Genomic DNA, 19,732 nt, shown 5'->3' on the forward strand with positions numbered 1-19,732 from the left:
GCCGCCATCCGGCAATGCTTTGTGGCGTATTCTACGCGCAATCGCAGAAATCAGAAAAGCAGCGATGCCGTTGAATCCAGCGCCGCACGACGGCGTTTTTCCGCGCTCAACTGTTCAAGCTTATTGCGGTCCACGCAGATGAGGGCGTGCGTTGGGCAAGCGGCCATACAGGCCGGACCGGCTTCACGGTGGTGACACAGATCGCACTTGTTGGCTTCGGCTTTTTCGGCACGCACGTTCAGCCCCGCGCCGCTATTGCGAACCACCGGACGTACCACCACTTCCATGGCGCCGTAAGGACATGCCACTACGCAAGTTTTACAGCCAATGCAGCGTTCCTGCATCACATGAACAAAGCCTTTGTCACGGCTGATGGCGCCATTCGGGCAAACGTTGGCGCACGGCGCGTCTTCACACTGGCGACACAGCGTTGCCGTGGAAACGTTCACGCCTTTGATGACATGGATACGAGGTAAAAAGGTTTCAGGGGTCAGCGATGCGCAATCCTGATTTTCCTGATGGGATACGACGCAAGCCACTTCACAGGTACGGCAACCAATGCACTTACTCGCGTCTGCAATGATGAAACGGTTCATCAAATTCTCCAGCAATAACAGATGATGTGCCGATATATACACGAATCGTGCCAATTTTTATTTCATTGTTATTTAAGAATATTATTTCTATTTTCGTGAGCATTTACGTGTCATCGTCACAAGTGTCGATGACACGTAATGTCGCCAGTGGTGGTCAAGATTTGCAGTGATAGCCAGCCAACTCTGCACCGCAACTGGCATCAATCCTGATTAACGCCTGGCAATACGTTACCGCGTATTAAACAGCGCTGCGTAAGGGAAAGATCGTCCGTTTGCGGATTCCTTCCGGCAATAGGTTTGATAATTAATTTACGGCCAGGATAGTGATTAAAACGGGTCAGCGCCGGATAACTCAACCGGCCAAACCAGCCGTGTACGCGCTGCCAGCGGGCGTCCTTCACCTGATATAAATTGGTTATCCAGTAGCCTGAGTCAAATTGCATATCCAACAGTTGAGTGCGCCCATTGCCCTGTAAATCAAGCAAATCATCAACGCCAGTATTGGTCGCGGTATAAAACCCCCACGGTTCAAAGACGCAGGGGCGGCCATTCTTGAGAAAGGTGAAAATGATGTATTGCGCGCTCGGCGCCAGGCCCAACCCAGGATTGCCCAACCAGATAACCAGATCCTGAATGCCGTTACGATCGAGGTCAGCGCGATAAAATTGCGCATTACCCGCCAAATTAATCAGCCTTCCAACCGGGACAACCCACGAATTACCGGCTCTGTCTTTTCCGCTAATCCGCCATTCGTTATCTTTTTTCGGCTCCGGCAGTAGCGTCACGCCACTGACTCCGACCTGGCGAAAATGCCAGGTCTGGTCGGGCGATACAGAATAAGGCAGGGTCAACAGCGGCTTCAGCGCACGCTTTTGCGCATATTCACCGTCGCTCATCGGCAGGTAACCGACAACACCGGTGGCCAGTGCGCGTGCGGCGAGGCAGAGAAATAGCAGTCCGCTCCATACGATAATCTTCACGTCCTTCTTACAACCTTTGCCGTGTAACACAAATTCTCCCTAAATATGTGCGCATTTTACGCCTCCGGCGCTTCCAGCGCGGCAAATCCGCCGTTTCCCTGCCAGCCTTCCAGGCGCTGATAGACGATATTTACCGCGTCCTTAATCGGTTGAGTCATCGGATAATAAAACCCGACGATATCCGGCTGGATACCAACAAAAATCACCTCGCCGACATCCTCTTTCAGCTGATCGATAAGGTAGTTGAGCGGCATATTGTGGGTGGTCATCATAAACATTTCGGCGATATCATCCGGATCGATGATGCGGATCTCGCCCGGATTAAGTCCCATATCGGTGGCGTCGACAATCAACAGACGCTGCGGGCGCAGTTCGCGAATCGCCACAATGTCGTTTTCCGGCGCGCTGCCGCCATCGATGACAACCCAGTTGCCCTTCGGCTGCGCCGCGCACATTCCCGCCAGTAACGGGCCTGCGCCGTCGTCGCCCATCATGCTGTTGCCGACACAGAGTAAAACGTCAGTCACGAAGCCTCCTCACCATCAGATAGATGGCGCTTTCCTGATGAATGTCATGCAGCATACTGAGCATCAGTTTGCTCCATTCTTGCTGCTGCGGGGTCTGCGCAGCGCGCGCCTCATCAAACGCGCGCGCCAGCATTTGCACATGGTTGAAATCGATAACGATCTCGCCATACTTCGGCACGCCTTCCATTTTACGCCGGGCATCGCTACCGGCTTCCAGGGTGGCGATCCACGCCAGATACTCATCCCATGGGCAGGTGAGCGCGGCCTCCAGACAATCGATGACCCCCAGGTGGTGACCAATCGCCAGGCTGTAATAGACAACCTGCTGCGCCTCGGCAGGCGTCGCATCGTTCTCATCAATAAACTTACGGCTCAGTTGACTGAACACCACCTGTTCGCTCATCGGATACGCGCCTCTTCAACAACATGATTGAGATGGGTGACAATTTCGGTTAAACGCGGATCGTTTTCCGCTTCCAGCCAACGCGCCACTTGCTGCTCGCCCTGCCCCAACTGTGTCAGGTAATCATCGGCGATCTGACGACCATAGCGATAACCCGCCAGCCGGCGCGCCGCGCGATCCACCTTCACGCGCAGCGGCTGCACCATATCCGGATGCAGGATCTCTGCGGGCTGATCGTCCAGCTCACCCGGCGCGCGGGCGTGGATTTTCTGCTCCAGCAGGCCAAGCGCCATTGCAAAGCCATACAGCGTGGCGGCAGGCGTTGGCGGGCAGCCTGGAATGTACACATCCACCGGGACGATTTTGTCGGTACCGCCCCAGACGCAGTACAGATCATGGAAGATGCCGCCGCTGTTGCCGCAGGCGCCGTAAGAGATACAAATTTTCGGGTCCGGCGCCGACTGCCAGGCGCGCAGCGCCGGAGAGCGCATGGCGCGGGTCACCGCGCCGGTAAACAGCAGAATATCGGCATGACGCGGCGACGGTACTACTTTGATGCCGAAACGCTCGGCATCAAACAGCGGCGAAAGCGTCGCAAAGATTTCGATTTCACAGCCGTTACAGCCGCCGCAGTCCACGCGGTAAACGTATGCCGAACGCTTAATATTTTTCAGTAGAGACGCCTTCATGCTGGCGATGGATTCATCCACCGTCATCGGTACCGGAATGCCGTTGGCGTCACGCGGGCCTAATAAATTGCTCATTAGCTGACCTCTTTCATATGGCGAGTCAGTTCAATACGGTCGGACGGCACCAGGCATTTCTGACGCTTACAGTCCGGGCAGGTCTCAAAGCTTTCGCGGTGGTTTTCCGCGCGGCTGTCGCCGTTGTGCGCAAGCAGCGCAATGGCGTAGTCAATCTCTTTCTGTACGGCGAAAGGACGATTGCACACGCGGCAATTGCACAGCGCAAAGCGGGACTGTTGCAGGAAGTCTTCTTTCTTCCACACTGCCAGTTCGTACTCTTGCGACAGTTTGATCGCCGCCGTCGGGCAAACTTCTTCGCAGCGGCCGCAGAAGATGCAGCGGCCAAGATTGAACTGCCACGCCAGCTCATTGGTCGCAAGATCGGTTTCCACCGTCAGCGCGTTCGACGGGCAGGCATTAACGCAGGCGGCGCAGCCGATGCACTGCTGCGGATTATGTTCCGGCTTGCCGCGGAAGTTTTTATCAACCGCAATCGGCTCCAGCGGATAAGACGAGGTCGCCGTGCCGGTTTTGATAACTTTTTTGATAAAGGTAAACATGGCGATTCCTTATTTCAGCGGCGAGTTTTTACGCTCAATGCTGTAGCGCTCAAGTTCTTTGTACGGCACGACTTTGCTCTTCTTCTTACGCACATCGACCACGGTCATCCGGTCGGTACAGGAGTAGCACGGGTCGAGGCTGCCGATAATCAGCGGCGCGTCGGAGACGGTGTTGCCGCGCAGCATATAGCGCAGCGTCGGCCAGTTGGCGTAGGTCGCCGCACGGCAGCGCCAGCGGTACAGCTTCTGGTTGTCGCCGGTCATGCTCCAGTGGATATCGTCACCACGCGGCGCTTCAGCGAAGCCGAGCGCAAAACGGTGCGGAATATAGGTAAAGCCTTCCACCATCAGCGGGCCGCCCGGCAGATTATCCAGACCGAAATCGATCATATTCAGCGAGGTGTAAACTTCGTTGATACGGACTTTCAGACGAGAAATCACATCGCAGCCCTGCTCGCTGTGCACTTCCATCGGCAGCAGACCGTAGCCGACAAACGGGTGGTCGGCGCGGGTGTCGCGGGCGTGACCGCTGGCGCGCACCATCGGGCCGACATTACTGAAGTCACGGGCAATTTCCGGGTCCAGACGGCCGATACCCACGGTACGCTGTTCCATATTCGGCGTGCTCAGCAGCATGTCCACCAGCTCCTGCACGTCACGACGCATCTGCTGCGCCAGTTGACGGGTCTGGATCATGTCCTCTTTGAGCAGATCGCGGCGAATCCCGCCGATCAGGTTCAGGCCGTAGGTTTTACGCGCGCCGGTAAGGATCTCTGCCATTTTCATGGAGGTTTCACGCACGCGGAAGAACTGCATAAAGCCGGAGTCAAAACCGGTAAAGTGGCAGGCGAGGCCTAGGTTCAGCAGATGCGAGTGCAGACGCTCCACTTCCAGCAGAATGGCGCGGATCATCTGCGCACGCTCCGGCACCTGAATGCCCATCGCGTTTTCCACGGAAGTGGTGTAGGCAGTGCTGTGGGCGAAGCCGCAGATACCACACACGCGATCCGACAGGAAGGTGACTTCGTTATAACCCATGCGGGTTTCCGCCAGTTTTTCCATACCACGGTGGACGTAGAACAGGCGGTAGTCGGCGTCGATAATGTTTTCACCATCGACGAACAGACGGAAGTGGCCCGGTTCATCGGAAGTGACATGCAGCGGGCCAATCGGCACCACGTTATTTTTCTTGTCACCCAGCTCGTTAATGAACTCGTAGGTTTCCGCATCGGTGGTCGGCGCCGGGCGCTGACGATAATCCATGCTGTCTTTACGCAGCGGATAGAGTTCATCCGGCCAGTCGTCCGGCAGCACCAGACGGCGCTCGTCCGGCAGACCGACCGGGATTAAACCATACATGTCGCGTACTTCGCGCTCACCCCACACGGCAGCCGGCACGCGCGGCGTAACGGATGGGAATTCCAGCTTATTGGCATCCACTTCAACGCGGACGGTAATCCAGCACTTCGTGCCCTGCTCCATCGACAGCACGTAATAAACGGCATAGTGGCCGCACAACTGGCGTTCGTCATTACCGAACAGCACCGACAACCACCCACCCTGCTGGTAGTAAAGAAACTCCACCACTTCCGGCAGATAGTTCACTTTTACCGTAATAGTCAGCTGATCTTTGGTCTGCCAGGCTTCGTCCAGCACGACGCCCGGAAACGCCTGGTGCAGCGCCGCAAGGTATTGTTGACCTAATTTTTCTTCAGACATGCTCAAACTCTCTTAAATCACGCCGCCAGCAAGGAGACGAAGGCTAAAAACGCAAACCCAAAACCGGCCCAGGTCACGCGTGAAGTGGCGCAAAAACGCAGTCGCGCCATGCTGTTTTCAAACAGGGCGATCACCAGTACGCCGACAATCAGCTTGACGACGGCAATCACCAGCGCCAGCAACAGTCCGCCTGCGCTGAAGGTTTCCATCTGTCCCCACGGCAGAAACACGCCGACGAACATTTGCAGCACCACCAGTTGCTTAAGGCTGATGCCCCATTTCAGCACCGCAAAGCCGCTACCGCTGTATTCGGTCAACGGCCCTTCCTGCAACTCCTGCTCCGCTTCCGCCAGGTCGAACGGCAGCTTGCCCATTTCGATAAAGGTGGCGAAGGCGCAGGCGCACAGCGCCAGAATCAGCGGAATACTGCGCGCGACAGGCCAGTGATAAATGGTATCGGCGATATTGCTGATATGAGTTGAACCCGCCACCTGCGCGGCGACCCACAGACCCAGCAGCAGAATCGGCTCCACCAGCACGCCGAGCATCGCTTCACGGCTGGCGCCGATCGCAGTGAACGGACTGCCGGTATCCAGGCCTGCAATAGAGAAGAAGAAACGGGCGATGGCGAACAGGTAAATCAGGGTGATTAAATCACCCAGTTGCGGCAACGGAGATCCAACGGTGACAACCGGCAGCGCGGTGGCGATAGTCAGCATCACGCCGACCATCACAAACGGCATCAGGCGAAAAACCCAGCCAGAATCAGCGGGCGCAATACTCTGACGACCGAGCAGTTTGATAATGTCGCGGTACTCCTGCAACACGCCCGGCCCACGGCGATTGTGTAGACGGGCGCGCGCCACGCGAGTAATACCGGACAGCAATGGCGCAACGGCAAATAGCACCAGCGCCTGAATTAACGGATAAAACACACTCATTTTCAGGCTCCTCGTGAAACCACAATCACCACCAGCACCGCCAGCTCAATCAGCGCCAGACGACGGAACAGCACCGCGGCCGCCGCGTTCTGCCAGCCCGGTACCAGCGATACCGGGTTAAGCCATTTACGCAATTTGAGTACCGGGGCAAAGGCCTCTTTCACCGGCATGGCGAAACCGTGCGCGGTAATCACCATCGACTGCTCATGGTCGTAGCCGCACACCCAGGCCGCGCCGCGAGAACGCGACGGCAGACGGTTGCCTTTGAACATCGCCATAATGATGAATGGCAGTAGCGGACAGGCGACCAACAGCAGCGTGATCATCGGCTGCGATACGGTGGTGTGCGCGGTTTCCAGCGGCAACGGTACCGCAGTGGAAATCATCGGCAGCAGCCACGGCGCGGCAACCCCGCCCAGTACGCAGCAAACCGCCAATGCCACCACGCTGACGCCTATCAGGATCGGCGCGCAGCTGGCATTTTCAGCTTCCTTCGTGCGCGGCGCGCCAAGGAACGTCACGCCATACACTTTCGCCATACACATCACCGCCAGCGCGCCGGTAATCGCCAGGCCAACCGCCAGCAGCGGTCCTAACAGACGACCAACAAACGCGCCGCTGTTGCCCAGTTTGAAGAAGGACTGGTAAATCACCCACTCGCCGGCAAAGCCGTTCAGAGGCGGCAGCGCCGCCATCGCCATCAGACCGACCAGCATGGCGATAGAAATAACCGGCATCCGTTTACCAATACCGCCCAGTTTTTCGATATCGCGATGACCGGTACGGAACCAGATGCTGCCCGCGCCCAGAAACAGCACGCTTTTGAACAGGCTATGGTTCAGCAGGTGATAGAGCCCGCCGGTCAGACCCAGCGCGATCAGTACCGGCTGATTGAGAGCAATCCCGGTAACGCCTGCGCCCAGACCGAGCAAAATGATGCCGATATTTTCCAGCGTGTGATAGGCCAGCAGGCGCTGAATGTTATGCTCCATCAGCGCGTACAGACCACCGACAAAGGCGGTGATCATCCCAAGCACCAACAGCGCCACGCCCCACCACAGCGGCGCATTGCCGCCAAGCAGAGATAGCGTGAGAATGCCCAGCAGCCCGATTTTCATCACCACGGTCGAGAACAGCGCGGCGGCGGGAGCGCTGGCGTTGGCGTGCGCCTGCGGCACCCAACCGTGTAGCGGGATAATCCCGGCCAGCAGACCAAAGCCGATAACGCCGAGCAGCCAGATATCGGAGCCCAGCGGCAGTTGCTGAGCGCGTTGATCCAGCAGCCCCAGATCCAGCGTGCCGTAGCGCTGCCACACCAGCCAGCAGGCGATTGCCAGCAGCAGCGTACCGAGACGGCCCAGCGCAAACCACAGTTTGCCCTCTTTGCTACCGCCGGTGAGGAACACGGCGCAGAGCGCCATGATTTCCGCCATCACCACCATCGTCCCCAGATTACTGGCGACCACGGCGCAGACGGCTGCCGCCATCAGCAGGTTGATCAACAGTCCGTTGGCTTTTACCTGTGGATGGCGATGCCAGTCGATATTGAACAGGCTGACGAACAGGCCGCACAGCCCCAGCGTAATCAGCCAGATAGCATTCAGCGGCGTTATTTGCAGCATGTGACCGGTAAACGGCATCACGCCGCTCACCGTAACGGCGCTGGTCAGCGCGGTGAACCCCGCGCCTGCCGTACACAGGCTGCCGACCGCGCCGCCGATACCGGCAATCCAGCCGCTCAGCGCTTTATGAAACGAAAACAGAAACGCCAGAACGGCGGCGGCGGCAAACCACGCGACGCCGCTAGTAATCAGTGAAAGTGAACTCATTATGCATCCCCACTCTGAGCCTGCTGAAACAAGGTGAGATCGCCAAAATCGGTATTAAACGTCAGCTCACGTTTACGTTTGCTGGCGCGGGCGATATCCGTGTTCTCCACCAGGTGTAGCGCTTTAGTCGGGCACATCCGCACGCAGGCCGGGCCTTGCTCGTCAAAGCTGCACAGGTCGCATTTCACCGCGATAGCGCGTACGCCCGGCACCCAGTCGAGCAACGTACTGACGCGCGCAGGCGCTGGCGGCGCGGGCGGCGCTTTCGGCGTATTGGCGTTCGCCGGAATATGCAGCGGACGGCTGCCGGAAAACTCAATAGCGCCAAACGGACAGGCAATACCGCACAGTTTGCAGCTCACGCACAGGCTTTCATTAAGCTGGACAGCGCCGTCAACGCGATTAATCGCGTTAACCGGGCATACCGTGGCGCATGGCGCATCTTCACAGTGGTGACAGAGCTGCGGCGCAGATTCTTTTTCATTCAGCATCACTTTCAGGCGCGGCATTGACTGCAGGCCATGCTGGCGATGCGTCTCTGAACAGGCGGCCTCACAGGTGTGGCAGCCGATACAGAGAGTGGAGTCAGCAATTACAAAACGATTCACCAGGCATTCCTCAGGTGATTGTCATTTTTGACGAAAACATGCCGTTGAAATGTCATTTTCGACACTTATCGACACGCCCATCCCCAAAACATTCATGACATGGCGCAACGCCACATCGCGAATCAAAGCGGGCAACGCCTCAGGCTTATACCGCCGGGCTGTTTCCCTTTACCAATTGACGCAAATTAACCGGCGAGTTGGTTTCTACAGCGGTATAGAGGCTGTCGTAAACGCTGGCGATTTTTTCCAGATAGTGCTCCAGCACCTGCTCGCGATCGCGGTTGTTAACCCGTTCATCAACCTTGCCGTCGATATCGAGCTGCGCCTGTGCAATCAATTGCTTATCTTCGCCATCTTTGGTTTCAACGTAGTACTCAATGGTGTGGCTGTTAAAACCATCCGCCAACGCGACGTAAATACGAAAGTGCTCAAACAGGACAAAGCAAAGATCCCTTTCCGGCGCGCAGCTCATTGCGTGATGCAGGCGCGCTTTCGAGAGGGTGATCCCCTGAACCAGCGAGTTGCAGTAAATATGCCACTGGTCCTGTAGGCGACGATGCCGTTGCGCGATGTAATCGGCCTTTTCGCTTATTTCCCAAATAGTCATGTCAGGTTACCCGTTTAACAGAGATGCCTGCGTTAAGCATTTTCCATGCCAATTTTTAACTTATTGTTTTTAATGGAAGACGAGCACAGTTACTGCCGTTTCGACGCGGTGACGACATGTCATTTCGTCATCGTCGACATTAACCTGCCAGGGGATAAAAATATTGGCATAAATATTGCTTTACAGGGGCAACCACTACGGGAGGCGATATGCACGAAATCACCCTCTGCCAACGGGCACTGGAATTGATTGAACAACAGGCTTCAGCATACGGTGCAAAACGTGTGACAGCCGTCTGGATCAAAATTGGCGCATTTTCTTGCGTGGAAACCAGCGCTCTTTCCTTTTGTTTTGATCTGGTATGCCGCGGCACGATAGCAGAAGGTTGTAAACTGCACCTCGAAGAACAGGAAGCCGAATGCTGGTGTGAGCATTGTCAACAATATGTCACGTTGTTAACCCACCGTGTACGTCGTTGTCCGCAATGTCATAGCGATACACTGCGAATTGTGGCCGATGACGGCTTACAAATTCGGCGCATAGAGATTGATGAAACTGAAGATTAATGCCGGATAGACGCTCGCGTCGCCATCCGGCAGAAAGCCTGTAACAAGAAAAAGATCAGGAGTAAGCGATGTGTACGACTTGCGGTTGCGCTGAAGGCAACCTTTATATAGAAGGCGATGAACATAATCCGCACTCAGCGTTTCGTAGCGCGCCCTTTGCCCCAGCGGCCCGCCCGGCGCTGAATATTACCGGCATTAAAACGCCTGACTTTGCCCCAAGTCAGACCGCAGAAGGCGATCTGCATTACGGCCACGGCGAAGCCGGAACCCACGCGCCTGGTATGAGTCAGCGGCGGATGCTTGAGGTTGAAATCGACGTGCTGGACAAAAATAATCGTCTGGCTGAGCGCAACCGCGCCCGTTTTGCCGCCCGCCAGCAACTGGTGCTCAACCTGGTGTCCAGCCCCGGGTCCGGTAAAACCACCCTGCTGACCGAAACGCTGATGAAATTGAAAGACCGTGTACCGTGCGCGGTGATTGAAGGCGACCAGCAGACAGTGAACGACGCCGCCCGCATCCGCGCTACCGGCACGCCCGCCATTCAGGTCAACACCGGTAAAGGCTGCCATCTTGACGCGCAAATGATCGCCGACGCCGCGCCGCGCCTGCCGCTGGATGACCACGGTATTCTGTTTATCGAAAACGTCGGTAATCTCGTCTGCCCGGCCAGCTTCGATCTGGGCGAAAAGCATAAAGTCGCAGTGCTTTCCGTGACCGAAGGTGAAGATAAGCCGCTGAAGTATCCCCATATGTTTGCCGCTGCGTCGCTCATGCTGCTCAATAAAGTCGATCTGCTGCCCTACCTCAATTTTGACGTTGAGAAGTGCATCGCCAGCGCGCGTGAAGTGAACCCGGAGATTGAAATTATCCTGATTTCCGCCACCAGCGGCGAAGGCATGGATCAGTGGCTGGCCTGGCTGGAGGCGCAGCGATGTGCATAGGCGTTCCGGGTCAAATCCGCGCCATTGACGGCAATCAGGCAAAAGTTGACGTCTGCGGCATTCAGCGCGACGTCGATCTCACATTAGTCGGCAGTTGTGATGAAAACGGTCAGCCGCGTCTGGGTCAGTGGGTGCTGGTCCATGTCGGATTCGCCATGAGCGTCATTAACGAAGCGGAAGCGCGCGACACGCTCGACGCGCTACAAAATATGTTTGATGTTGAGCCGGACGTCGGCGCACTGCTGTATGGTGAGGAGAGATAATGCGTTTTGTTGACGAGTACCGTGCGCCGGAACAGGTAATGCAGCTCATTGAACACCTGCGTGAACGCGCCGCCCTTCTTCCTTACACTGCCGAACGACCGCTGCGCATTATGGAAGTCTGCGGGGGTCATACCCACGCGATTTTTAAATTTGGTCTCGATCAGTTACTGCCCGAAAACGTGGAGTTTATTCACGGCCCCGGTTGTCCGGTCTGCGTGCTGCCAATGGGACGCATCGACAGTTGCGTGGAAATCGCCAGCCATCCGGAGGTGATTTTCTGCACCTTTGGCGATGCCATGCGCGTGCCGGGGAAACAGGGTTCTCTGTTGCAGGCTAAAGCGCGCGGCGCGGATGTGCGTATTGTTTATTCTCCGATGGACGCGCTGAAGCTGGCGCAGGATAACCCGACCCGCAAAGTGGTATTTTTCGGTCTGGGCTTTGAAACCACCATGCCGACCACCGCCATCACGCTGCAGCAGGCAAAACAGCGTGACGTGCGAAACTTCTACTTTTTCTGCCAGCACATTACGCTGATCCCGACGCTGCGTAGCCTACTGGAGCAGCCGGACAACGGCATTGACGCCTTTCTTGCGCCAGGCCACGTCAGCATGGTCATCGGCACCGAGGCGTACCAGTTTATCGCCGCCGATTTTAATCGCCCGTTGGTGGTGGCTGGATTCGAACCGCTTGATCTACTGCAAGGCGTGGTCATGCTGGTTGAGCAGAAAATAGCGGCCCTAAGCCAGGTTGAAAACCAATACCGTCGCGTGGTGCCGGATGCCGGAAACATGCTGGCGCAGCAGGCCATCGCCGATGTGTTCTGCGTTAATGGCGACAGCGAGTGGCGCGGTCTGGGCGTAATTGAATCCTCCGGCGTCCACCTGACGCCGGAGTATCAGCGCTTTGACGCCGAAGCGCATTTCCGCCCAGCGCCACAGCAGGTCTATGACGATCCGCGCGCCCGCTGCGGCGAAGTGCTGACCGGCAGATGCAAGCCGCATCAGTGCCCGCTATTTGGTAAAACATGTAATCCAGAGACCGCGTTCGGCGCGCTGATGGTCTCTTCCGAAGGCGCATGCGCCGCCTGGTATCAGTATCGTCAGCAGGAGTGTGAAGTTTGAACAATATACAACTCGCCCACGGCAGCGGCGGCCAGGCTATGCAACAGTTGATTAATAGCCTGTTTATGGAGGCCTTTGCCAACCCGTGGCTGGCGGAACAAGAAGATCAGGCGCGTCTGGAGCTGGCGCAGCTGACGGCGGAGGGCGACCGTCTGGCGTTTTCTACCGATAGCTATGTGATCGATCCGCTCTTTTTCCCCGGCGGCAATATCGGCAAACTGGCGATTTGCGGTACGGCGAACGACGTTGCGGTGAGCGGCGCGATCCCCCGCTATCTCTCCTGCGGCTTTATCCTTGAAGAAGGGCTGCCGATGGAGACGTTAAAAAGCGTGGTCAATAGCATGGCGGCGACCGCGCGGGAAGCGGGTATCGCCATAGTAACCGGCGACACCAAAGTTGTGCAGCGCGGCGCGGCGGACAAATTGTTTATCAACACTGCCGGCATGGGGGCGATTCCCGCCGATATTCACTGGGGCGCGCAAACGCTGAGCGTTGGCGATGTGCTGTTAGTCAGCGGTACGCTTGGCGATCACGGTGCCACTATTCTCAACCTGCGTGAGCAACTGGGACTGGATGGCGAGCTGGCGAGCGACTGCGCAGTATTAACGTCGCTTATTCAGACGCTGCGTCATATTGACGGAGTGAAGGCATTGCGTGACGCCACGCGCGGCGGCGTGAATGCGGTCGCCCATGAGTTTGCGGCGTCCTGCGGTTACGGTATTGAATTGTCCGAATCCGCACTGCCGCTCAAACCTGCCGTGCGCGGCGTCTGCGAGCTGTTGGGGCTGGATGCCCTGAACTTTGCCAACGAAGGAAAACTGGTGATTGCCGTTGAACGGCAGGCCGCAGATCGGGCGTTGGCGGCATTACGCGCGCATCCGCTGGGACGTGATGCAGCGCTGATTGGCGAAGTCGTGGAACGCAAAGGCGTTCGCTTAGCCGGACTCTATGGCGTGAAGCGAACCCTTGATTTGCCACACGCCGAACCATTACCTCGTATATGCTAGCAGCCTGTTGGCAGCATACTGTAGGCCGGATAAGACGCATTTGCGTCGACATCCGGCATTAACGCTGCATGAACGCCTGATGGCGCTTTGCTTATCAGGCCTACGGATTGTGTAACCAGCGAGTTTGCGGTCAGCCATCCGGCAATAACTTACGACTTATACCTATAATTCATTTACCGTTTTCGCACCGTTTTGCGGTATTTTCCTGGAAAAGCAACATGTCGTATACACCCATGAGCGATCTTGGACAGCAAGGCTTGTTCGATATCACTCGTACCTTATTGCAGCAGCCCGATTTGGCGTCGCTCAGTGAAGCGCTTTCGCAACTGGTAAAGCGTTCAGCGCTCGCCGACAGCGCCGGCATTGTGCTATGGCAGGCGCAGTCGCAACGCGCACAATATTATGCGACGCGAGAAAATGGCCGTCCTGTTGAATATGAAGATGAAACCGTACTGGCGCACGGCCCGGTACGTCGCATCCTTTCTCGCCCCGATGCATTGCACTGTAATTTCCATGAGTTTACCGAAACCTGGCCGCAGCTTGCCGCGAGCGGCCTCTACCCTGAATTTGGTCATTACTGTCTGCTTCCTTTAGCCGCGGAGGGCCGTATTTTCGGCGGCTGCGAATTCATCCGTCAGGAAGATCGCCCCTGGAGTGAAAAGGAATATGACCGTCTGCATACGTTTACCCAAATTGTCGGCGTGGTCGCCGAGCAAATTCAAAACCGGGTAAACAATAACGTCGATTATGATCTGTTGTGCCGCGAACGCGATAACTTCCGTATTCTGGTTGCGATTACCAACGCCGTCCTGTCGCGTCTGGATATTGATGAGCTGGTAAGCGAAGTCGCAAAAGAGATCCACCACTATTTCAATATCGACGCGATCAGCATCGTGTTGCGCAGCCATCGCAAAAATAAGCTGAATATCTACTCCACCCACTACCTTGATGAGCATCATCCGGCGCACGAACAGAGCGAAGTCGACGAAGCCGGCACGCTCACGGAGCGCGTCTTTAAAAGTAAAGAGATGCTGCTTATCAACCTCAACGAACGCGATCCGCTTGCCCCCTACGAACGAATGCTGTTCGATACCTGGGGCAATCAGATCCAGACGCTTTGCCTGCTGCCGTTGATGTCCGGCAAGACGATGCTTGGCGTGCTCAAACTGGCCCAGTGCGAAGAAAAAGTGTTTACCACCGCCAACCTCAAGCTGCTGCGTCAGATTGCCGAACGGGTAGCCATTGCCGTGGATAATGCGCTGGCCTATCAGGAAATCCACCGTCTGAAGGAACGCCTGGTCGACGAAAACCTGGCGCTCACGGAGCAGCTTAATAACGTCGACAGCGAGTTTGGCGAGATCATCGGACGCAGCGAAGCGATGTACAACGTGCTAAAGCAGGTTGAGATGGTGGCGCAGAGCGACAGTACCGTGCTGATTCTGGGCGAAACGGGAACCGGTAAAGAGTTGATTGCCCGCGCCATTCACAACCTGAGCGGACGTAGCGGGCGCAGAATGGTAAAGATGAACTGCGCCGCGATGCCGGCGGGGCTGCTGGAAAGCGATTTGTTTGGTCATGAGCGCGGCGCGTTTACCGGCGCCAGCGCGCAACGGATTGGCCGTTTCGAGCTGGCGGATAAAAGCTCGCTGTTTCTGGATGAAGTGGGCGACATGCCGCTGGAGCTACAGCCTAAGCTGCTGCGCGTCCTTCAGGAGCAAGAGTTTGAACGTCTCGGCAGCAATAAACTGATCCAGACCGACGTGCGGCTGATCGCCGCGACTAACCGCGATCTGAAAAAAATGGTCGCCGATCGCGAATTCCGTAACGATCTCTACTATCGGCTGAATGTTTTTCCGATCCAGCTTCCTCCGTTACGCGAACGTCCGGAAGATATACCACTACTGGTCAAAGCGTTCACCTTCAAAATCGCCCGCCGAATGGGGCGTAATATCGACAGCATTCCCGCCGAAACACTGCGCACGCTCAGCAGCATGGAATGGCCGGGGAACGTTCGCGAGCTGGAGAATGTCGTCGAGCGCGCCGTGCTGCTGACGCGCGGCAATGTGCTACAACTGTCGCTGCCGGATATTACCGCCGTAACACCCGATACCTCGCCTGTTGCGACTGAAAGCGCCAAAGAAGGCGAAGATGAATATCAGCTTATTATACGCGTGCTGAAAGAGACCAATGGCGTAGTGGCTGGACCAAAAGGCGCGGCGCAGCGTCTGGGGCTTAAACGAACCACCCTGCTGTCGCGTATGAAGCGATTGGGTATTGATAAAGACGCGTTAGCGTAACGGGTTGCCGGATCTGATCCGGCCTGGAGATGATGCGCGCCGTAGGCCTGGCGCTTCCCCTTCACTTCTTGCGCTGATATTTTTCCGGCAATTCCGGAACGGGGCGCTTATCGTCGATAAGGTGCCGCACGGTCAGGACAGGATGCCGCCAAAGCATTCGCGGACCTGCCCAACGCATAATCTGCTTCATCTCCTCGCGTTTAGCCGGCTGATAGCAGTGCACCGGGCACTGCTTACAGGCGGGTTTTTCCTCGCCAAATACGCATTTATCAAGACGTTTTTGCGCGTAGGCGAACAGCGCCTCGTAATGCCCCTGCACCGCTGACGCCTGTGGGCACTGGCTTTCATACAGCGCGATCATTTTTTTGATCGTCAGTTTTTCACGAGCGATACGTTTACCAGGCATCGTGCTCTCTCCGAACATTAAGGTGTATTTATTTTACACCTTATCCCTCTTTAGCACTATCACTGCATATCGTCGCCATTTCGCAAATAAGAATTATTTTCATTTATTCATGCCTTGTGCTATATAACATAGCAAAGGCTATATTCGATGATTAATTAACCACATTGTTGCGAGGGATACTATGACGAATCTACATCGTCTGAAAACACTCCTGATTGCCGGTATTGTTGCGATACTCGCGCTATCGCCAGCCTATGCAAAAGAGAAATTTAAAGTCATCACCACGTTTACCGTTATTGCCGACATGGCGAAAAACGTGGCGGGCGACGCAGCGGAAGTCAGCTCAATTACCAAGCCCGGCGCTGAAATCCATGAGTATCAGCCAACGCCCGGCGATATTAAACGAGCGCAGGGGGCACAGCTTATCCTCGCGAATGGTCTGAACCTGGAGCGATGGTTCGCCCGCTTTTATCAGCACCTTTCCGGCGTGCCGGAAGTCGTCGTCTCCACCGGTGTCAAACCGATGGGCATTACCGAAGGCCCGTATAACGGTAAACCGAACCCGCACGCCTGGATGTCGGCAGAAAACGCGCTGATTTATGTCGATAACATTCGCGACGCCCTGGTGAAGTACGATCCGGATAATGCGCAGATCTATAAGCAAAATGCCGAACGCTATAAAGCGAAAATTCGCCAGATGGCCGATCCGTTGCGTGCCGAACTGGAAAAAATTCCCGCCGATCAGCGCTGGCTGGTCACCAGTGAAGGCGCGTTCTCTTACCTGGCGCGCGATAACGACATGAAAGAGCTTTATCTCTGGCCAATTAACGCCGATCAACAGGGGACGCCAAAACAGGTGCGTAAAGTGATTGATACCATTAAAAAGCACCATATTCCCGCCATCTTTAGCGAGAGTACGGTTTCCGATAAACCGGCCCGTCAGGTCGCGCGTGAATCCGGCGCGCATTATGGCGGCGTACTGTATGTCGATTCTCTGAGCGCCGCTGACGGCCCTGTGCCAACCTATCTGGATCTGCTGCGCGTCACGACCGAAACCATCGTCAACGGCATTAACGACGGACTGAGGAGTCAACAATGAGTCAATCTGCGATTACCGTTGATCAAGTCACGGTGACGTATCGCAACGGTCATACCGCCCTACGGGACGCCACTTTTCAGGTGCCAGGCGGTTCAATCGCCGCGCTGGTAGGCGTAAATGGTTCCGGTAAGTCTACGTTATTTAAAGCGTTAATGGGCTTTGTGCATCTTGCGCGGGGCGATATCACTATCCTGCAACAGTCAGTCAACCAGGCGCTGAAAAAAAACCTCATTGCTTATGTTCCGCAATCGGAAGAAGTGGACTGGTCATTTCCGGTGTTGGTAGAAGATGTGGTGATGATGGGACGCTACGGCCATATGGGCTGGCTACGCCGTCCCACTGCGCATGATCACGCCTGTGTTGACGCCGCGCTGGCGCGGGTGGATATGCAGGAATATCGTCACAGGCAGATTGGCGAGCTGTCCGGCGGGCAGAAAAAACGTGTGTTTCTTGCCAGGGCCATCGCTCAGGATGGACAGGTAATCCTGCTGGATGAACCTTTTACCGGCGTGGATGTAAAAACCGAAGCGCGAATCATCGATCTACTGCGGGAACTGCGCGATGAAGGCCGCACGATGCTGGTCTCAACGCATAATCTCGGCTCCGTCACCGAGTTTTGCGACTATACGGTAATGATTAAAGGAACCGTACTGGCCAGCGGCCCTACCGAAACCACGTTTACCGCCGCGAATCTGGAACAGGCGTTTAGCGGCGTTCTACGTCATATCGCGCTAAGCGGAGGTGAAGAGCACATCATCACCGATGACGAGCGCCCCTTTATTTCCCGGCGCGTGGCCAGCGGAGGAAAATCGTCATGAACTGGCTTGTTGAGCCGTTTGGCTACCAGTATATGCTCAACGCGATGTGGGTCTCCGCGATGGTGGGCGGTTTGTGCGCGTTTCTCTCCTGCTATTTGATGCTCAAAGGCTGGTCGCTCATTGGCGATGCGCTATCTCACTCTATTGTGCCTGGCGTCGCTGGCGCCTGGATGTTAGGGCTGCCCTTCTCGCTCGGCGCGTTTCTTTCCGGCGGACTGGCGGCAGGCAGTATGCTCTTTCTTAACCAACGCTCACGCCTGAAAGAAGACGCGATTATCGGGCTTATCTTCTCCTCTTTTTTTGGCGTCGGCCTTTTTATGGTGTCGCTCAATCCGATGTCGGTGAATATCCAGACGATTATTCTCGGCAACGTGCTGGCGATCGCGCCAGCGGATATTGCGCAACTGGCGATTATCGGCGCAGTCTCGCTGACGATTCTGCTGTTAAAGTGGAAAGATCTGATGGTCGTCTTTTTCGATGAGACCCATGCGCGTTCTATCGGGCTTAATCCGGGTCGACTAAAGCTGTTGTTTTTCACTCTATTGTCCGTCTCTACCGTGGCGGCCCTGCAAACCGTTGGGGCGTTCCTGGTGATCTGTCTCGTCGTCACGCCGGGCGCGACGGCCTGGTTACTCACCGACCGTTTTCCACGTCTGCTCATGATTGCCGTCGTGATTGGCAGCCTGACCAGTTTTCTGGGCGCATGGCTTAGCTACTGGCTGGATGGCGCCACTGGCGGAATTATTGTCGTCATGCAAACCTTACTGTTCATCACGGCCTTTATTTTCGCCCCGAAACACGGTCTGTTAGCCAACCGTCGACGCGCCCGCCTGCAGAAGGAGCCGACATGTTCTTAACAACGTTACTGGAACCCTTTCAGTTTGATTTTATGGTGAACGCCCTTATGGTTTCGGTCATTGTGGCGATTCCCTGCGCCTTGCTGTCCGTGTTTTTAGTGTTAAAAGGCTGGGCGTTAATGGGCGACGCAATGAGTCATGCGGTATTCCCCGGGGTCGTGCTGGCATATATTGTGGGGATCCCCCTAGCGATTGGCGCTTTCATTGCCGGATTATTTTGCGCTATCGCCACCGGCTATCTGGACGATAACAGCCGCATCAAACGTGATACGGTGATGGGCATCGTCTTTTCCGGGATGTTTGGCGCAGGTCTGGTGCTCTATGTTTCTATTCAATCGGAAGTGCATCTGGATCACATCCTGTTTGGGGATATGCTGGGCGTATCGCTGGGGGATATCGTACAAACGTCAGTTATTGCACTGGGTATTGCGTTAATCATTGGGCTGAAATGGAAAGATCTCCTGCTACACGCTTTTGACCCGCACCAGGCGAAAGCCAGCGGGCTGAATACCACGCTACTGCATTATGGCCTGCTATGTATGATTGCGCTGACTATCGTCGCCACGCTGAAATCGGTGGGCATTATTCTGTCGATCTCACTGCTTATCGCCCCCGGCGCAATTGCCATTTTGCTGACGCGACGCTTTGCGCGCGCGCTGGGATTAGCGGTGAGTCTGTCAGTTATTACCGCTTTTGCGGGCGTCTATCTGTCTTTTTATCTTGATAGCGCGCCAGCGCCGACCATCGTGGTATTATTTGCCATCGTATTTATTGCGGTATTTATTTACGCAACATGGCGCGACAGGCGTAATGAAATAGTACCAGAGGCGCAAGGTTAACA

General features: G+C 55.8%; 22 protein-coding genes. 10 read left to right on the plus strand and 12 right to left on the minus strand.

Going from position 1 to position 19,732, the window contains the following annotated elements:
- Positions 1 to 50: 50 nt before the first annotated feature.
- From hydN to hycA, 11 genes are all read right to left on the minus strand, one after another.
- On the minus strand, positions 51 to 596 hold the full coding sequence (gene hydN, locus HV477_RS20545; protein ID WP_001078791.1) for an electron transport protein HydN: 546 nt from the start codon (positions 594 to 596) through the stop codon (positions 51 to 53).
- A gap of 200 nt (positions 597 to 796) precedes the next feature.
- The gene (locus HV477_RS20550; protein WP_079899032.1) at positions 797 to 1,606 is read right to left on the minus strand and encodes a hypothetical protein; all 810 of its coding nucleotides are present in this window, start codon (positions 1,604 to 1,606) and stop codon (positions 797 to 799) included.
- Between the two features lie 26 nt (positions 1,607 to 1,632).
- Positions 1,633 to 2,103, minus strand: coding sequence for a hydrogenase maturation peptidase HycI (gene hycI, locus HV477_RS20555; RefSeq protein ID WP_000132996.1), 471 nt, complete (start codon positions 2,101 to 2,103; stop codon positions 1,633 to 1,635).
- Positions 2,096 to 2,506: a formate hydrogenlyase maturation HycH family protein gene (locus HV477_RS20560; RefSeq protein ID WP_000003725.1), complete on the minus strand. Its 411-nt coding sequence runs from the start codon at positions 2,504 to 2,506 to the stop codon at positions 2,096 to 2,098. The genes hycI and HV477_RS20560 overlap by 8 nt, the downstream gene beginning before the upstream one ends.
- Positions 2,503 to 3,270, minus strand: a complete 768-nt coding sequence (hycG, locus tag HV477_RS20565) for a formate hydrogenlyase subunit HycG (RefSeq protein WP_000067419.1) — start codon at positions 3,268 to 3,270, stop codon at positions 2,503 to 2,505. Before hycG ends, HV477_RS20560 begins: the two co-directional genes overlap by 4 nt.
- The gene (hycF, locus tag HV477_RS20570) at positions 3,270 to 3,812 is read right to left on the minus strand and encodes a formate hydrogenlyase subunit HycF (RefSeq protein WP_000493767.1); all 543 of its coding nucleotides are present in this window, start codon (positions 3,810 to 3,812) and stop codon (positions 3,270 to 3,272) included. The genes hycG and hycF overlap by 1 nt, the downstream gene beginning before the upstream one ends.
- A 9-nt stretch (positions 3,813 to 3,821) precedes the next feature.
- Positions 3,822 to 5,531 (minus strand): formate hydrogenlyase subunit HycE, encoded by a 1,710-nt coding sequence (gene hycE, locus HV477_RS20575; protein ID WP_001288155.1) that lies wholly within the window; start codon positions 5,529 to 5,531, stop codon positions 3,822 to 3,824.
- Positions 5,532 to 5,548: 17 nt separating this feature from the next.
- Complete coding sequence (locus tag HV477_RS20580) at positions 5,549 to 6,472, minus strand: respiratory chain complex I subunit 1 family protein (RefSeq protein ID WP_079899031.1); 924 nt, start codon at positions 6,470 to 6,472, stop codon at positions 5,549 to 5,551.
- Positions 6,473 to 6,474: 2 nt separating this feature from the next.
- The gene (gene hycC / locus HV477_RS20585) at positions 6,475 to 8,301 is read right to left on the minus strand and encodes a formate hydrogenlyase subunit 3 (protein ID WP_079899030.1); all 1,827 of its coding nucleotides are present in this window, start codon (positions 8,299 to 8,301) and stop codon (positions 6,475 to 6,477) included.
- On the minus strand, positions 8,301 to 8,909 hold the full coding sequence (gene hycB, locus HV477_RS20590) for a formate hydrogenlyase subunit HycB (RefSeq protein WP_001079164.1): 609 nt from the start codon (positions 8,907 to 8,909) through the stop codon (positions 8,301 to 8,303). The genes hycC and hycB overlap by 1 nt, the downstream gene beginning before the upstream one ends.
- Positions 8,910 to 9,054: 145 nt before the next feature.
- Positions 9,055 to 9,516: a formate hydrogenlyase regulator HycA gene (gene hycA / locus HV477_RS20595; protein ID WP_000158075.1), complete on the minus strand. Its 462-nt coding sequence runs from the start codon at positions 9,514 to 9,516 to the stop codon at positions 9,055 to 9,057.
- Positions 9,517 to 9,725: 209 nt separating this feature from the next.
- Between hycA and hypA the strand changes: the two genes are divergently transcribed.
- From hypA to flhA, 6 genes are all read left to right on the plus strand, one after another.
- Positions 9,726 to 10,082, plus strand: coding sequence for a hydrogenase maturation nickel metallochaperone HypA (gene hypA, locus HV477_RS20600; protein ID WP_000544461.1), 357 nt, complete (start codon positions 9,726 to 9,728; stop codon positions 10,080 to 10,082).
- A gap of 68 nt (positions 10,083 to 10,150) precedes the next feature.
- Positions 10,151 to 11,023: a hydrogenase nickel incorporation protein HypB gene (gene hypB / locus HV477_RS20605; RefSeq protein ID WP_000337636.1), complete on the plus strand. Its 873-nt coding sequence runs from the start codon at positions 10,151 to 10,153 to the stop codon at positions 11,021 to 11,023.
- Positions 11,014 to 11,286 (plus strand): hydrogenase 3 maturation protein HypC, encoded by a 273-nt coding sequence (hypC, locus tag HV477_RS20610; RefSeq protein WP_000334871.1) that lies wholly within the window; start codon positions 11,014 to 11,016, stop codon positions 11,284 to 11,286. The genes hypB and hypC overlap by 10 nt, the downstream gene beginning before the upstream one ends.
- The gene (gene hypD, locus HV477_RS20615) at positions 11,286 to 12,407 is read left to right on the plus strand and encodes a hydrogenase formation protein HypD (protein ID WP_001212962.1); all 1,122 of its coding nucleotides are present in this window, start codon (positions 11,286 to 11,288) and stop codon (positions 12,405 to 12,407) included. The genes hypC and hypD overlap by 1 nt, the downstream gene beginning before the upstream one ends.
- Complete coding sequence (hypE, locus tag HV477_RS20620; protein WP_079899029.1) at positions 12,404 to 13,414, plus strand: hydrogenase expression/formation protein HypE; 1,011 nt, start codon at positions 12,404 to 12,406, stop codon at positions 13,412 to 13,414. Before hypD ends, hypE begins: the two co-directional genes overlap by 4 nt.
- 218 nt (positions 13,415 to 13,632) lie before the next feature.
- Positions 13,633 to 15,711 carry a formate hydrogenlyase transcriptional activator FlhA gene (flhA, locus tag HV477_RS20625; RefSeq protein WP_000122692.1) on the plus strand — a complete coding sequence of 693 codons (2,079 nt, stop codon included), beginning with the start codon at positions 13,633 to 13,635 and terminating at the stop codon, positions 15,709 to 15,711.
- A 61-nt stretch (positions 15,712 to 15,772) separates the two neighbouring features.
- On the opposite strand, the gene HV477_RS20630 is transcribed toward flhA, so the two are convergent.
- Positions 15,773 to 16,117, minus strand: coding sequence for a nitrous oxide-stimulated promoter family protein (locus HV477_RS20630; RefSeq protein WP_001117944.1), 345 nt, complete (start codon positions 16,115 to 16,117; stop codon positions 15,773 to 15,775).
- A gap of 181 nt (positions 16,118 to 16,298) precedes the next feature.
- Here HV477_RS20630 and sitA point away from each other — a divergent pair, with 181 nt between their 5' ends.
- The 4 genes from sitA to sitD are packed head-to-tail and all read left to right on the plus strand — an operon-like array spanning position 16,299 to position 19,730.
- Positions 16,299 to 17,216, plus strand: a complete 918-nt coding sequence (gene sitA / locus HV477_RS20635; RefSeq protein ID WP_000182930.1) for an iron/manganese ABC transporter substrate-binding protein SitA — start codon at positions 16,299 to 16,301, stop codon at positions 17,214 to 17,216.
- Complete coding sequence (gene sitB / locus HV477_RS20640; RefSeq protein ID WP_000083164.1) at positions 17,213 to 18,034, plus strand: iron/manganese ABC transporter ATP-binding protein SitB; 822 nt, start codon at positions 17,213 to 17,215, stop codon at positions 18,032 to 18,034. The genes sitA and sitB overlap by 4 nt, the downstream gene beginning before the upstream one ends.
- Positions 18,031 to 18,891, plus strand: a complete 861-nt coding sequence (sitC, locus tag HV477_RS20645) for an iron/manganese ABC transporter permease subunit SitC (RefSeq protein ID WP_001104336.1) — start codon at positions 18,031 to 18,033, stop codon at positions 18,889 to 18,891. Before sitB ends, sitC begins: the two co-directional genes overlap by 4 nt.
- A complete protein-coding gene (gene sitD, locus HV477_RS20650; RefSeq protein WP_000480209.1) occupies positions 18,882 to 19,730 on the plus strand; it encodes an iron/manganese ABC transporter permease subunit SitD in 849 nt (282 codons plus the stop codon). The genes sitC and sitD overlap by 10 nt, the downstream gene beginning before the upstream one ends.
- The last annotated feature ends 2 nt before the right edge of the window (positions 19,731 to 19,732 follow it).

The sequence above is a fragment of the Salmonella sp. SG203 genome, assembly GCF_013350575.1.
GTDB classification, from domain to species: domain Bacteria; phylum Pseudomonadota; class Gammaproteobacteria; order Enterobacterales; family Enterobacteriaceae; genus Salmonella; species Salmonella enterica.

Excerpts from the sequence above, each read along its gene's own strand:
- hypA (WP_000544461.1), top strand. The coding sequence starts at position 9,726 with ATGCACGAAATCACCCTCTGCCAACGGGCACTGGAATTGATTGAACAA.
- hypB (WP_000337636.1), top strand. The coding sequence starts at position 10,151 with ATGTGTACGACTTGCGGTTGCGCTGAAGGCAACCTTTATATAGAAGGC.
- hypC (WP_000334871.1), top strand. The coding sequence starts at position 11,014 with ATGTGCATAGGCGTTCCGGGTCAAATCCGCGCCATTGACGGCAATCAG.
- sitB (WP_000083164.1), top strand. The coding sequence starts at position 17,213 with ATGAGTCAATCTGCGATTACCGTTGATCAAGTCACGGTGACGTATCGC.
- sitA (WP_000182930.1), top strand. The coding sequence starts at position 16,299 with ATGACGAATCTACATCGTCTGAAAACACTCCTGATTGCCGGTATTGTT.
- hycA (WP_000158075.1), bottom strand. The coding sequence starts at position 9,516 with ATGACTATTTGGGAAATAAGCGAAAAGGCCGATTACATCGCGCAACGG.
- hydN (WP_001078791.1), bottom strand. The coding sequence starts at position 596 with ATGAACCGTTTCATCATTGCAGACGCGAGTAAGTGCATTGGTTGCCGT.
- flhA (WP_000122692.1), top strand. The coding sequence starts at position 13,633 with ATGTCGTATACACCCATGAGCGATCTTGGACAGCAAGGCTTGTTCGAT.
- HV477_RS20560 (WP_000003725.1), bottom strand. The coding sequence starts at position 2,506 with ATGAGCGAACAGGTGGTGTTCAGTCAACTGAGCCGTAAGTTTATTGAT.
- sitD (WP_000480209.1), top strand. The coding sequence starts at position 18,882 with ATGTTCTTAACAACGTTACTGGAACCCTTTCAGTTTGATTTTATGGTG.
- HV477_RS20580 (WP_079899031.1), bottom strand. The coding sequence starts at position 6,472 with ATGAGTGTGTTTTATCCGTTAATTCAGGCGCTGGTGCTATTTGCCGTT.
- hycE (WP_001288155.1), bottom strand. The coding sequence starts at position 5,531 with ATGTCTGAAGAAAAATTAGGTCAACAATACCTTGCGGCGCTGCACCAG.
- hycC (WP_079899030.1), bottom strand. The coding sequence starts at position 8,301 with ATGAGTTCACTTTCACTGATTACTAGCGGCGTCGCGTGGTTTGCCGCC.
- sitC (WP_001104336.1), top strand. The coding sequence starts at position 18,031 with ATGAACTGGCTTGTTGAGCCGTTTGGCTACCAGTATATGCTCAACGCG.
- hycF (WP_000493767.1), bottom strand. The coding sequence starts at position 3,812 with ATGTTTACCTTTATCAAAAAAGTTATCAAAACCGGCACGGCGACCTCG.
- HV477_RS20630 (WP_001117944.1), bottom strand. The coding sequence starts at position 16,117 with ATGCCTGGTAAACGTATCGCTCGTGAAAAACTGACGATCAAAAAAATG.
- hypD (WP_001212962.1), top strand. The coding sequence starts at position 11,286 with ATGCGTTTTGTTGACGAGTACCGTGCGCCGGAACAGGTAATGCAGCTC.
- hycG (WP_000067419.1), bottom strand. The coding sequence starts at position 3,270 with ATGAGCAATTTATTAGGCCCGCGTGACGCCAACGGCATTCCGGTACCG.